The organism is Streptomyces sp. NPDC001634 (assembly GCF_040298185.1).
Taxonomy (GTDB): Bacteria; Actinomycetota; Actinomycetes; order Streptomycetales; family Streptomycetaceae; genus Streptomyces.
The window spans coordinates 1-13307 of the sequence record NZ_JBEOZU010000051.1; the positions used below are offsets into that span (position 1 = coordinate 1).

The window sequence follows — 13307 nt, forward strand, 5'->3', positions numbered from 1 at the left end:
GGCGAAGCCCAGCTGATCTACAACTGGGAGGCGCTGCCGGCCGAGGTGGCCCAGCTCATCCTCTCCCGCCCCGCAGGGGCCACTTGACGCTCCGGACCAGGCCACTTAGCGTCCGGTCAACACATGTGGACAGGTAGGGCGGCGATGGCAGACTCCTCGGATTCCCCCGACAACAGATCCACCGGCCGGCAGCTCCAGATGGAGGCGCACGGGCTCGACGTGATCGGCGACACCGAGCGCAAGGGCACTCCACGGACGCTGTTCTGGCCCTGGTTCGGGGCGAACGTCTCCGTCCTCGGACTGAGTTACGGCGCCTTCGCCCTCGGTTTCGGGATCTCCTTCTGGCAGGCGCTCGTCTCCGGAGCGATCGGGATCGTCTTCTCCTTCCTGCTGTGCGGGTTCATCGCGGTCGCGGGCAAGCGCGGGTCGGCGCCCACGATGGTGCTCAGCCGCGCCGCATACGGAGTGCGCGGCAACAGGCTCCCGTCGGTGATCTCCTGGGTGCTCACCGTCGGCTGGGAGACCGTCCTGACCGCGCTCGCCACCATGGCCACCGCGACCGTCTTCGGACGGCTCGGCTGGGGCGGCGGCACCGGGACCAAGGTGGTCGCCCTGGTCCTGGTCGGCGCGCTGACCGTCATCGGCGGCGTCATGGGCTTCGATCTGATCATGCGGCTGCAGACGGTGATCACCGTGGTCACGGGCGTGCTCACCGTCGTCTACGTCGTCCTTGTCGCCGATCACATCCACTGGCACACGGTCGGCGCCCTTCCGGCGGGCTCGGCCCAGGAGTTCATCGGAGCGCTGGTCTTCATGATGACCGGCTTCGGCCTCGGCTGGGTCAACGCCGCCGCGGACTACTCGCGTTATCTGCCGCGCGGCGCGGCCGGCCGGGGCGTGATCGGCTGGACCACGTTCGGCGCGTCGGTGGCGCCTCTGCTCCTGCTGGTCTTCGGCCTGCTGCTCGCCGGTTCCTCCAGCACACTCGACAAGGCCGTGGCCGCCGACCCGATCGGTGCGCTGACGACGATCCTGCCCACCTGGTTCCTGGTCCCGTTCGCCGTGGTCGCGGTCCTCGGCCTGGTCGGCGGTGCCGTGCTGGACATCTACTCCTCCGGGCTGGCCCTGCTGTCGGCCGGCCTGCGCGTGCCCCGCTACCTCGCCGCACTCGTCGACGGGGTTCTGATGATCGCGGGCTCGGTCTACATCGTCTTCTTCGCCGACAACTTCCTCGGCCAGTTCATGGGCTTTCTGACCACGCTCGGCGTCCCCATCGCGGCCTGGTGCGGCATCATGCTCGCCGACCTGGCCCTGCGCCGCCGTGACTACGACGAGGACGATCTCTACCGCCCGCACGGCCGCTACGGGGACGTACCGCTCACGCCCCTGCTGCTCACCCTCGCGGCCACGGCGATCGGCTGGGGCCTGGTCACCAACACCGCCGCGAGCTGGCTGGACTGGCAGGGCTATCTTCTCGGCCCGCTCGGCCTCGGCGGCACGACGGGCGCCTGGGCGTACGCCAATCTCGGTGTCCTGGCCGCTCTGGTGGTGGGTTTCCTGGGCACCCTGACCCTGGGCCGTGGGCGCGTGCACAGGCAGGAACAGCAGGCGCCCGGCCCGGCGGTCGACAACGGGGTGCCGATCGCATGACCACCAGCGACCTGCTCGCCGTCATCGACATGCAACGCGTCTTCGCCGAGCCCGGCAGCCCCTGGGCCGCTCCCCGCTACGGGGAGGCGGCGGACGGCGTACGACGACTGCTGCCGGCCTTCAGGGAGCGCGTCACCTTCACTCGCTTCCTGGCACCGGAGAAACCCGTCGGCGCGTGGCGGGCGTACTACGAGCAGTGGCCCTTCGCGCTGCAGCCGCCGGATGCCCCGCTGTGGCGTCTGACCGACGACTTCGAGACCCGGGCACGGCACGTGCTGGACGCCACCACGTTCGGCAAGTGGACACCTGAGCTGGCCGAGCGCGTCGGCCCCGAAGGCCGTCTGGTGCTGGCCGGCGTCAGCACCGACTGCTGCGTGCTGTCCACGGCCCTTGCCGCGGCGGACGCCGGAGCCGAGGTCGTGGTGGTCGCCGACGCCTGCGCGGGCGCCGACGACGACGCGCACGAAAAGGCTCTGCACATCATGGACCTGTACCGTCCGCTGATCCGCGTGGTCACCTCGGCCGAGCTGCTCGGGGAGTCCCGGGCCTCGGGGAGTCCCGGGCCTCGGGGAGTCCCGGGCCTAGGGGAGTCCCGGGCCTAGGGGAGTCCCGGGCCTAGGGGAGTCCCGGGCCTGGAGGGGAGTCCCGGGCCTGGAGGGGAGTCCCTGGCAGCGGCCTGTCTTCCGGCCGTGGACTTCCCGGCATCCGATATCCCGGATGGGCCGGCCGCATGGGAAGGAATGTCCTGGCCTTGGAGGGGTACGCGACGGGAGCGCCCGGTGCCGTTGGTACCCGGGCGTGCCTGTCCGTACTACCCGGGGATTTGCCATGGACACGCCTGAGAACAGGAACCATCCGACCGCGGCCCAGGCAGCACTCGACACCCTCGCGGTGGACGCCGCCGACTCGGACGCGCTGGATGCGCTGGCCGGAAGCGACGTGCTCGTCCCCGTGCCGGACGACGTCACCGAGGAGGACGCGGGCAACCCCAACACCGTGGCGCTGCCCGTCCTGGAGCAGCCCGACGGGGAGCAGACGGTGCCGGTGTTCACCTCCGAGACCGAGATGGCGGACCTGCTGCCGTTCGTCTCGCGCTACCGGCTCGTGCCCCTCGGCGCGCTCGCCTCCCAGTGGCCGACCGACGACCTCACGCTCACCATCGACGCGGCCTCCCCGCACGGCCTGACGCTCAACTCCGAGGGGGTGCGTACGCTCCTTATCCGGCCCCAGGGGTGACCCGGGGGAGGAGGCGGACCGGCCGCCTGCGGCGCCCTGCGGGGGCTGCTGCTCCGGGGGAGCCGGAGTACGGTTCACAATGACCGAATGAAATGGATCATCGGCGTCGCCGGCGCCCTGCTCCTCGTGCTGGTCCTCGCCAACATCCTGCGTACGCTCGTCGTGCCCCGTGGTCTGTACAGCGCGTTCGTGATCCGGCTGTGGCGCACGATGCGCTTCGTGCTGCGGCCGGCGGCCCTGCGCGGCGGCTACCTCGCCCACGACCGGGCGCAGACCTGGCTGGCCCCGCTGATGCTGATGAGCATGCTGGTGAGCTGGCTCGGTGCGTCGCTCGTCAGCTTCTCCCTGCTCCTGTACTCCCTGTCCTCGCTGAGTTTCGCCGACGCCCTCCGCGAGGCCGGTTCCAGCATGTTCACGCTCGGCTTCGCCAGCGGCGCCCGGCTGCGTCTGTCCGCTCTGGACTTCGCCGCGGCGGTCACCGGACCGGTCGTCATCGCCCTCCAGATCGCCTACCTGCCCACGCTGTACGCCGCCTACAACCGCCGCGAACTGGAGGTCACCCTCCTGCAGTCGCGGGCCGGGGAGCCCGCCTGGGGCCCGGAGATCCTCGCCCGCCAGTTCCTGGTCGACACCGAGACGGCCCTGCCCGAGCTGTACCGCGCCTGGGAGCGGCTCGCCGCCGACATCGGCGAGAGCCACTCCACGTATCCGGTCCTGCTGGCCTTCCGCTCGCCGCGTCCCCACCGCAGCTGGATCGTCGGCCTGATCGCCGTGATGGACGCGGCGGCCATGCAGCTCTCGCTGGCGCCGGCCGCGGCCTCGCCCCAAGCGCGACTGGTGCTGCGCGCCGGGTTCACCGCCCTGCGTGACATCGCCCGCGCCCTGCGCTTCGACTTCGACGTCGACCCGGCCCCCGACGCCGCGATCCACCTCACCTTCGTCGAGTTCGAGGCGGCCGTGGCGATGGTGGAGGCGACGGGCTTCCCGTCCGAACGCACCGCCGAGGAGGCATGGCCGCACTTCCACGGCTGGCGCGTCAACTACGAGGCGATCGCGTACGAGCTGTGCCGTCGCGGGGATGCCGTGCCCGCGCTGTGGACCGGGCCGCGCGACTACCCCTGGGCCCCGCTCCCGCCGCAGCGGCCTGTGGACCGTCGGCCGGGTCAAGGACGGCCAAAACTGCCCCCTGCCATCGAGTAGTCCGGCCCGACCCGGCGGGAAGATGCCAGCGGAGGACATCGACACGGAGGGTGGGGTTGTGGTGAGGGTCGTCCTGCTGGGTACGGCCGCCGGCGGCGGATTCCCGCAGTGGAACTGTGCATGCGCGCTGTGCGCAGCCGCCCGCGCCGGTGAACTGCCCTCCCGCACCCAGGAGTGCGTCGCCGTCACAGGCAACGGCCGCGACTGGTGGCTGCTCAATGCCTCACCGGACATCCGTACGCAGTTGGCGGCCACCGCCGCGCTCTGGCCGGGCCCGGGACCCCGGGACACCCCGCTCAGGGGTGTTCTCCTGACGGACGCGGAGGCGGACCACCTCGCGGGCCTGCCGGTGCTGCGCGGCGGCGCGGGCCTGAAGGTGTACGCCGCCCCGCCGGTCCTGGCCGCACTGGGCCCGCTCCGCACGGCACTCGACCGCTATGCCGCGTGGGAGTGGGCGGACGCGCTGACCGAGGGCGGTTTCGTCCTGGCGGGCGGGCTGGTCGTCACGGCGCACCCGGTGGGCGCGAAGGCTCCCAAGTACCTCCCGGCTGCCGCGGCGGACGACCGCTGGGTGATCGCGTACCGCATCGAGGACCTGGCCACCGGCGGAACCCTGGTGTACGCGCCCTGCGTGGGCGCCTGGTCGCCCGTCCTGGACGAGCTGCTGCGCACGGCGGACTGCGTGTTGCTGGACGGCACGTTCCATTCCGCCGACGAGATGGACGTCACGGTTCGGGGCGAGGCCGGGCAGGCGGCCATGGGCCACCTGCCCGTGGCGGGCCCGCACGGCAGTCTGACGGCCTTCGCCCGCCACCCCGGCCCGCGCCGGATCTACACCCACCTCAACAACACGAACCCGCTGCTCGATCCGGCCTCGGCGGCCCGGCACAGGATCGCCGAAGCAGGCGTTGAGGTCCTCGCGGACGGGGCCGAGCTGGTCGTCTGAGGCCTACTCCGGGGCCGTGCCCGTTCCCTCCGCGGGCGGCTGGGCATTCAGCATGCGGGCCAGGACGTCGCGTTGCAGCGGCAGCACCTCGGCATGCAGCTCCCGGCCCTTCTCGGTGAGGGCGACCCACACCCCGCGGCGGTCCTCCTGGCACACGGAGCGCTGCACCAGGCCGTCCTTCTCCAGCCGTCCGATCAGCCGGGACAGGGCACTCTGGCTCAGATGGACGCGCCCGGCGATGTTCTGCACCCGGCACTGATCGCCGTGCGCCGATGTCTCGGCGGCGAGGATGTCCAGCACCTCGAAGTCGCTTGCGCCGAGCCCGTGCGGGTGCAGCACGCGGTCGATCTCGCACATCGTGCGGGCGTGCACCGACAGGATGTCCCGCCACTGTTCCTCGAGCCGGGCACCGGCCGTTCTCGCTGCCATACTCGCACGGTAACAGAAAACGGCTCATTTATTTACTGTGCAACTAGTGCGCCTGCAAGCAACCGGCCATGGATGGAGATGTGCGACCGTGCCCCGCACAGTCCCTATGCGGCGGTGTCCTGGATGATCCCCACGAGGTTCCCGTCCGTGTCCTTCACCGACGCGATCAGCCTGCCGCCACCGACGTCCTGCACGTCCTGCAGCAGCTCGGCCCCAGCGTCCAGCAGAGCCGCGAGCCGCGCCCTGATGTCGTCCACGTGCCAGTAGGGCACCGGACCGGTCATCCCCTTGGCGTGGCCGTTCGGGTCGAGGCCGACGTCCTGCCCCGCGTCCTTGAACCCGACGTAGTACGGCTCGTCCGCGTACGGCTCCACCTCCAGCAGGGCGCTGAACAGGGCCTTTGCCCGGGCGAGGTCCTTGACGGGGTAGATGATCGTCTTGAGGCCGGCGGTCATGGCGTACTCCTCCGAGATGCGTGGGCCGACGTCGTTCGTCGGTGGTTCCACGCTAGGCCGGGGGATCGTCGGAAGGCTTCTCCAAAACTGACGGGTCGCGCGTGGCGACGGTCCGCGCCCTGTGCCGGGCCGTCGGACGTCAGCAGCGAGCGGATGGCTCTCGGGGACAGCCCGGCCTCCTTGGCACGCAGGACCACCGCCACACGGGTGAGGTCAGCCGCCGTGTACCGGCGGGCTCCGCGGGGTGGCGCGCGGGCACGATCGATCGTGCCGGCCGACCGCACGCCGAGCCCCAGACCGCGCGCCGCCATCGCGCTCTGCTGCTGGACTTCCGCGTCGTGGCCGCGTACGGACAGCCATTGCCCGACCGCTCGGCAAGGGGCTACCGCGCCGAGAAGGTCCTCCGCGAGCTCGCCGCACCCGAGCCGCCCTGGCCGGACCCGCCGCGTCCTGGTGCCCGGAGGCCGGATCGTGCACGCCCGCGCCGACCTGATCCCGCCCCAGGCCGCGCGCCGCCATCGTGCTCTGCTGCTGGACGCCGGCTGAACAGAGGTGCCGGCCGAGGTGCGGGCCGGGATCCTCACGGGAGCCGGAACGCAGCCCACGCTCACCGGCCCCGCCGAGGCCGCCTGCGCGGTCGGAGCCGTGAGCCGCGGGCGCGCCGACGCCCCCGTCGCCGAGCAGCGCGCCCGTACGGATGCCGACCGGCGTGATCCTCAGGTCGACTCGCGTCTGACCAGCTCCGTCGGCAGGATCACCGCCGCCGGGTCCTCCCCGCCGATCTGGGCCAGCAGCACCCGTACCATCTCGTTGCTGATCCGGTCCCACGGCTGACGGATCGTGGTGAGCGCGGGACTCACCGCCGTAGCGGCGGGGGAGTCGTCGAAGCCGCCCACCGCCACGTCCTCCGGTACCCGGCGCCCGGCCTTCTGGAGCGCGCTCAGCACCCCTTGGGCCATCAGGTCGGAGGCCACGAACACCGCGTCCAAGTCGGGTGCCTGCGCCAGGAGCCGTTCGGCGCCCGCCTCACCGCTGGCCCGGCTGTAGTCGCCCGGGACGACGAGCCTCTCGTCGATGTCGATGCCCGCCCAGGTGAGCACCTCTTTGTAGCCCGCGAGCCGCTCCACGCCTCCCGGCGTGTCCAGCGGACCCGTGACCACACCGATCCGCCGCCGCCCCAGCGACAGCAGATGGCGCACCATGTCCCGCGCGCCGTCCCGGTCGTCCGCCGCCACATAACTCACCTTGGAGCCCAGCCCGATGGGCTTGCCGCACGCGACCAGCGGTACGCCCGCCTCGCGCAGCTCCTCGGCGACCGGATCGCCCGAGTGGCTGGAGACCAGCAGCACCCCGTCGACATGGCCCGCGGTGATGTACCGGGTGATGCGGCGCCGCTCGTCCTTCGTGCCGGCGAGCATCAGCAGCAGCGGGATGTCATGCGCGGCCAGTGCCTGGGTACAGCCGCGCAGCAGGACGTTGAAGTTAGGGTCCTCGAAGAACCGCTCCTGGGGCTCGGTCAGCAGGAAGCCGATCGAGTCCGAGCGGCCGGTGATCAGCGAGCGGGCGTGCCGGTTCACGACGTACCCGGTCCTGCGGATGGCGGCGTTGACCGCCTCCTGCGCCGCCGGGCTCACGTAGTGTCCGCCGTTGAGCACGCGCGAGACGGTGCCGCGTGAGACACCTGCCTCGCGCGCGACGTCGTGGATCGTCGGCGGTCTGCGCCGACCCCCCGTGTTGCTCATGGTCATGACTTTACGGCCCCGGAGAGCAGATCGAGGCTCCAGAAGCGCTGGACGACCAGGAAGAGGGCGATCAGCGGGATGACCGCGAGGAACGCGCCCGTGATCACGAGGGTGTAGAGCGCCGGAGTGTTCGCGCCCTGCTCCAGGAGGGTCTGCAGGCCGAGCGTGATCGGGAACTTCTCGTCGTCGCTGAGCATGATGTACGGCAGCAGGAAGTTGTTCCACACCGCCACGAACTGGAACAGGAACACCGTGACCAGACCGGGCACCATCATCGGCAGTGCGATCCGCGTGAAGATCCGCCACTCGCTCGCGCCGTCCATCCGCCCGGCCTCGACGACGTCCGCGGGCACGGCGGCGCTCGCGTAGATGCGGGCGAGGTAGACGCCGTACGGCGACAGGACCTGGGGCAGGAACACGGACACGTAGGAGTCCGTCATGTTCACCTTCGCCAGCAGCAGGTACTGCGGGACGGCGAGGATCACCGGTGGCATCAGCACGCCCGCCAGCAGGATGTTGAACATCGTCTCGCGGCCCCTGAAGCGGTAGACCGCGAGCGCATACCCGCTGACCGCCGAGACGGCCGTCGACAGGAGGGCACCGAGTCCGGCGTAGAGCGCGGAGTTGCCCATCCACTTCCAGTAGATGCCGTCGCGGTAGGCGTTCAGGTCCTTCAGGTTGTCGGCGAAGCCCGTGCCCGGCCAGAAGGTGAAGGTGGAGAACAGCTCCTTGCCGGACTTCGTGGAGGCGATCACCACCCAGGCCACCGGCAGCAGACAGTAGATCGCTCCGGCCAGCAGTGTGACCGTCGGGACGAGACCGATCCGGCGGCGCAGCGGCGGACCCTGCGCCGTGCCTGGGGTGGCGCCGGCGGCCGGAGCGGACTTGCGGATGGCAAGAGAACTCATCGTGCTTCCTCCTGCTTGTTCCGGGAGTTCGCGGCCCACAGGAAGCCGAAGGACAGGACGAGCGTGACGAGGGCGATGAGTACGGCCTCCGCGGCGGCCGAGTAGACATCGCCCGCACCGAAGGCGTCCCGGTACACCTTCATCAGCGGACTCCAGGTCGTGGAGACGGAGTTGGTGAGGGGCTTGAGGATGGTCGGCTCGCTGAACACCTGGAGCGTCGCGATGATCGAGAAGAAGAAGGTGAGCACCAGCGAGGGAGCCACCATCGGGATCTTGATCTTGAGTGCGATCTGCAGCGGGGTGGCGCCGTCGAGCTTGGCCGCCTCGTACACCTCGGCCGGGATGGCCTGCAACGAGGTGTAGATGACGATCATGTTGAAGCCGGTGCCGCCCCAGACCGCGATGTTCGACAGGGCCAGGTACAGCGGCCCGCCGTCGAGGAGGTTCGGCTGCGGCAGCCCCAGCCTGTCGAGGACGAAGTAGAACGGGCTGACGTCCGGCAGGTACAGGAAACCCCACAGGGTCGCCGAGACGACGCCGGGGACGGCATACGGCAGAAAGATCGAGAGCCGGCTGAACGGGGCGAGCCGCACCCGGTCGGTGTCGAGCATCAGCGCGAACAGCAGGGCGAGACCGAGCATCACCGGGACGACGATCGTGCCGTACCCGAGCACGCGCAGCGCGCCGTGCAGCAGTTCGGAGTCCTTGAAGGCGTCGGTGTAGTTCTCCAGTCCGGCCCAGACTTCTTTCCGCACACCGGACCCCAGGCCCAGACCGGAGACGTGCACCTTGTGGAGGCTGAGCCAGAGCGCGTAGCCGATGGGCAGCGCGAAGAACAGGGCGAAGAGCACCGTGGCGGGGACAAGGAAGAAGTAGGGCGCGCGCAGCGCTCCTTTGAGGGCGGTGGTGGGAGACGGGTGGGCGTACGGGGCCGCCTTGACCCCGTACGACGTCTGACGTGCGTCGGTCACTGAGCGACCTCGAAGCCCTGCTTCTTCATGTCGGCGACCGTGCTGTCCTGCATGGTCTTCAGGGCGGTCAGGAAGTCCGACTTGTCCTTGGCGGCCGCGCCGAACGCGTCCTTGAAGGACTGGTACGCGACATTCACGTTCGGGCCCCACGCCGAGGGCGCCGTGGTCTTCGCGATCTCCGAGGCGCGGGTGTAGAAGTCGGACTGGCCGGAGAAGAAGGCCGGCGGCTGGGCGAACGCGTCACTGGTCTGTGCGGTGGTGGCGGCCGGGTAGATGCCGCCCTCCTTCGCGAGCGCGGTCAGCGCCTCGGGGTCGGTGTTCAGCCAGGCCGCGAACTTCGCGGCGGCCGACTTGTGCTGCGAGTCGGTGGTGACGGCGGTCGAGGAGCCGCCCCAACTGCCCGTCACATCCTCCGTCTTCGACCACTGCGGCAGCGGCGCCATCGCCCACTTGCCCTTGGTGTCCGGCGCGGCAGTGGTCAGCGTGCCCGGCGCCCACACCGCGCTCACCCAGGCGATCTGCTTGCCGGTGTCCAGGGCCTTGTTCCAGGCCGGTGTGTACATCGGCTGGTTGTCGATTGCGCCCTCCTTGACGAGGCCGCCCCAGAAATTGGCGACCTTCTGCGTCGCCTCGTCGTCGATGCCGACCTTCCACTTCTGGCCGGAGGTTGTCCACCACTTGGCGCCGGCCTGCTGGGCGAGACCGGCGAAGAGTCCCGAGTCATTGGCGGAGAACGTGGTCAGGGCCTTGTCCGGGGCCTTCTTCTTCAGGTCGCGAGCGGTCTGCGCGAACTCGTCCCAGGTCGTCGGGACCTTCAGGCCGTACCGCTTGAACAGGTCCGTGCGGTAGTAGAACATCATCGGCCCGATGTCCTGCGGGATCGCGTAGACCGCGTCCGAGCCGAGCGTGGTCTGCTGCCAGACGCCCGCCGCGAACTTGCTCTTCGCGTCGCCCGCCTCCTTGGAGATGTCGGCGAGCGCGTCATTGCTGACCAGCGTGGGCAGCGCCTGGTACTCGGCCTGCACCAGGTCGGGCGCCTTCTTCGCCTTGTGCGCGGTGAGGATCTTGGTGACCAGTGTGTCGCCGGAGGCCTGCTTCTTCGCGGTGACCGTGATCTGCTGCTTCTTGCCCGGCCCCTTGTTCCACAGGTCCACGACCTTGTCCATGCCCGGGGTCCAGGTCCAGTACGTCAGCGAGACGGGCCCGGACTGGGCGTCGCTCTTGTCGTCGGACGAGCCGCAGGCGGCGAGCGTGGTGGCGCCGAGCGTGACGGCGACGGCGGTGGCTGCATATCTACGGAGCCGCATGTGCTTCGTGCTGGGCATGGATCGTTCTCCCCTGACCTGGGTCTCCGCCTGCTGCGGAGACCAGCCCTGATTCATGCGCGGCTCGCCTCCGAGGGTCGTGCCGCGCTCGCGGTGCTTCTGTGAGCGTTCACAGTAGAGAAACATCCAGGACACTTGTCAATGCTTGTTGCTGTGCGGTTATGTTGGGCTCGCGCAGCTGACCATGTGTGTGCACGTTCCCAAATGATCGATCCACCGGGAGATTCCATGCCGGACACCACCCCCACGGGCCTCACCAGGCTCGCCTTCGGCGGGGACTACAACCCCGAGCAGTGGCCGGAAACCGTCTGGCACGAGGACGTGCGGCTCATGCGCGAGGCGGGCGTGACCATGGTGAGCGTCGGGATCTTCTCCTGGGCGCTGCTCGAACCCTCACCGGGAGAGTTCGACTTCGGCTGGCTGGACCGCCTCCTGGACCTGCTGCACGAGAACGGCATCCGCGTCGGCCTGGGCACGCCCACGGTGGCACCGCCCGCCTGGTTCTACCGCGAGCACCCCGACGCGCTGCCCGTGACCGCCGACGGCACCCGGTACGAGTTCGGTTCCCGCGGCGCCATCTGCCACAGCAACACCGACTACCGGTCGGCCGCCGCGGCCATCACCACGCAGCTCGCGACGCGGTACGGCGACCATCCCGCGCTCGCGCTGTGGCACGTGCACAACGAGTACGGCGTCCCCGTCTCGGCCTGCTACTGCGAGTCCTGCGCCGCGCACTTCCGCCGTCGGCTCGTGGCCACCTACGGCACGGTCGAGCAGCTCAACGAGGCCTGGGGCACGGCCTTCTGGGGCCAGCGCTATACGGACTTCGCCCAGATCAACCCGCCACGCGTGACACCCACGGCCGGCAACCCCACCCAGGCACTGGACTACAAGCGGTTCACCGACGCCACCATCCGCGAGAACTTCGTGAGGGAGCGGGACATCCTCCACCGGCTGTCCCCGGGCGTCCCCGTCACCACCAACTTCATGACCGCGCTCAGCCAGTGCGACTCGATCGACTACTGGGCCTGGGGCCGCGAGGTCGATCTCGTCACCAACGACCACTACCTGATCACCGACGGCCGACGCACCCACGTCAACCTCGCCATGGCCGCCGACATCACCCGCTCCGTCGCCGGCGGCGCGCCCTGGCTGCTGCTCGAACACTCCACCTCGGGCGTCAACTGGCAGCCCCGCAACCCCGCGAAAGCACCGGGCCAGATGGCCCGTAACTCCCTCGGGCACGTGGCCCGCGGCTCCGACGGCGCCATGTTCTTCCAGTGGCGGCAGTCGCGGCGCGGCGCCGAGAAGTTCCACTCGGCGATGCTCCCGCACGGCGGCACGGACACCAGGGTGTGGCGCGAGGTCGTCGAACTCGGAGCCGCCGTAGACTCGTTGAGCGCGATCCGTGGCACCCGTACACAGGCCGATGTGGCCGTCCTGTGGGACTGGCAGTCCTGGTGGGCGCAGAACCTCCAGTGGCGCCCCAGCGAGGACCATGACCCGCGCGAGCGCGCCGACGCCTTCTACGAGGCCCTCTACGACCGCCACCTCACCGTCGACTTCGCCCACCCGGAAGCCGACTTGTCGGCGTATCCCCTTGTCGTCGTTCCCGCGCTGTACCTGATGACGGAGGCGGCCGGGAACAACCTCAGGGAGTACGTCGAGAACGGCGGCACCCTCGTCGTCTCGTACTTCTCCGGCATCGTCGACGAGCACGACGCCGTCCACGAGGGTCCCCACCCGGGCGCCCTGCGCGACGTCCTCGGCCTGACCGTCGAGGAGTTCTCGCCGCTGCTGAAGGACGAACGGATCCGCATCACCGGCCCCGACGGCTCGGAGCTGAGCGGTGACGTGTGGAGCGAGTTCGTCGTCCCGCGCGGCGCCGAGACCGTGTGGACGTACGCCGACGGGCTCGCCGCGGGCCACCCCGCGATCACCCGGCACCGGCTCGGCGAGGGCTCCGCCTGGTACGTCTCGACCCGCCTCGATGTGCACGGCCTGGACGCGCTGCTGGGCTGGGCCGCCGACGACGCCAGGATCGCGCCGCGCGCCGATCTGCCGCACGACGTCGAAGTGGTGCGGCGCACGGGGGAGTCGGGCACGTTTCTGTTCGTGATCAACCACTCCGCGCTCGACGCCAAGGTGCCGCTGGAGGCGCACGGCACGGAGCTGCTCACCGGCGAGCGCGCCGCCGGGCACCTGGGCGTGCCGGCGGGCGCCGTCAGGGTCGTACGGCTCGACGGCTGAGCTGCGCCATTTTGGGCTCGGTTCGCCTCCGGGGCGCCGCTGTGTCGACATCGCCTGACGGCTCACTCGCCACCGGGACCGAGCTCTTCGAACCCCGGCCGGACTTCCTGGGGGACCTCCGGCCGGTCCGGGCGGCGTCGGGGTCATACCTGCGGGTACGGCGCCGCTCGATCCCCCACTCCCCAAGGTCCCCGC

Annotated in this window: 13 protein-coding genes; 6 read left to right on the top strand and 7 right to left on the bottom strand. The window is 70.3% G+C overall.

The features are described from left to right. The first annotated feature begins 144 nt into the window (after nt 1-144). From ABT186_RS29200 to pqqB, 5 genes are all read left to right on the top strand, one after another. Entirely contained in the window at nt 145-1650 is a 1506-nt protein-coding gene (locus tag ABT186_RS29200; protein ID WP_351927575.1) for a purine-cytosine permease family protein, read from the top strand. Then, nucleotides 1647-2252, top strand: a complete 606-nt coding sequence (locus tag ABT186_RS29205; RefSeq protein WP_351927577.1) for a cysteine hydrolase family protein — start codon at nt 1647-1649, stop codon at nt 2250-2252. Before ABT186_RS29200 ends, ABT186_RS29205 begins: the two co-directional genes overlap by 4 nt. 226 nt (nt 2253-2478) lie before the next feature. Then, nucleotides 2479-2886, top strand: coding sequence for an SseB family protein (locus ABT186_RS29210; protein WP_351237526.1), 408 nt, complete (start codon nt 2479-2481; stop codon nt 2884-2886). An 87-nt stretch (nt 2887-2973) separates the two neighbouring features. After that, nucleotides 2974-4086 carry a hypothetical protein gene (locus tag ABT186_RS29215; protein WP_351927579.1) on the top strand — a complete coding sequence of 371 codons (1113 nt, stop codon included), beginning with the start codon at nt 2974-2976 and terminating at the stop codon, nt 4084-4086. Nucleotides 4087-4108: 22 nt separating this feature from the next. Beyond that, nucleotides 4109-5032 carry a pyrroloquinoline quinone biosynthesis protein PqqB gene (pqqB, locus tag ABT186_RS29220; RefSeq protein ID WP_351237530.1) on the top strand — a complete coding sequence of 308 codons (924 nt, stop codon included), beginning with the start codon at nt 4109-4111 and terminating at the stop codon, nt 5030-5032. Nucleotides 5033-5035: 3 nt separating this feature from the next. Here the strand turns inward: pqqB and ABT186_RS29225 are convergent, their stop codons facing one another. The 7 genes from ABT186_RS29225 to ABT186_RS29250 all read right to left on the bottom strand — a co-directional run bounded on the left by ABT186_RS29225 (nt 5036) and on the right by ABT186_RS29250 (nt 10862). After that, nucleotides 5036-5461, bottom strand: a complete 426-nt coding sequence (locus ABT186_RS29225; RefSeq protein ID WP_351237532.1) for a MarR family winged helix-turn-helix transcriptional regulator — start codon at nt 5459-5461, stop codon at nt 5036-5038. A 104-nt stretch (nt 5462-5565) separates the two neighbouring features. After that, complete coding sequence (locus ABT186_RS29230) at nt 5566-5916, bottom strand: VOC family protein (RefSeq protein WP_351229302.1); 351 nt, start codon at nt 5914-5916, stop codon at nt 5566-5568. Next, entirely contained in the window at nt 5913-6227 is a 315-nt protein-coding gene (locus ABT186_RS48055) for a MerR family transcriptional regulator (RefSeq protein ID WP_502973358.1), read from the bottom strand. The genes ABT186_RS29230 and ABT186_RS48055 overlap by 4 nt, the downstream gene beginning before the upstream one ends. A gap of 405 nt (nt 6228-6632) precedes the next feature. Beyond that, nucleotides 6633-7664, bottom strand: coding sequence for a LacI family DNA-binding transcriptional regulator (locus tag ABT186_RS29235; protein ID WP_351229306.1), 1032 nt, complete (start codon nt 7662-7664; stop codon nt 6633-6635). Next, nucleotides 7661-8566, bottom strand: coding sequence for a carbohydrate ABC transporter permease (locus ABT186_RS29240; RefSeq protein ID WP_351229308.1), 906 nt, complete (start codon nt 8564-8566; stop codon nt 7661-7663). The genes ABT186_RS29235 and ABT186_RS29240 overlap by 4 nt, the downstream gene beginning before the upstream one ends. Then, the gene (locus tag ABT186_RS29245) at nt 8563-9537 is read right to left on the bottom strand and encodes a carbohydrate ABC transporter permease (protein ID WP_351927581.1); all 975 of its coding nucleotides are present in this window, start codon (nt 9535-9537) and stop codon (nt 8563-8565) included. The genes ABT186_RS29240 and ABT186_RS29245 overlap by 4 nt, the downstream gene beginning before the upstream one ends. Continuing rightward, on the bottom strand, nt 9534-10862 hold the full coding sequence (locus tag ABT186_RS29250) for an ABC transporter substrate-binding protein (protein WP_351229312.1): 1329 nt from the start codon (nt 10860-10862) through the stop codon (nt 9534-9536). The genes ABT186_RS29245 and ABT186_RS29250 overlap by 4 nt, the downstream gene beginning before the upstream one ends. A gap of 228 nt (nt 10863-11090) precedes the next feature. On the opposite strand from ABT186_RS29250, the gene ABT186_RS29255 reads away from it, so the two are divergent. Further along, nucleotides 11091-13112: a beta-galactosidase gene (locus tag ABT186_RS29255; RefSeq protein WP_351927583.1), complete on the top strand. Its 2022-nt coding sequence runs from the start codon at nt 11091-11093 to the stop codon at nt 13110-13112. Nucleotides 13113-13307: the final 195 nt, after the last annotated feature.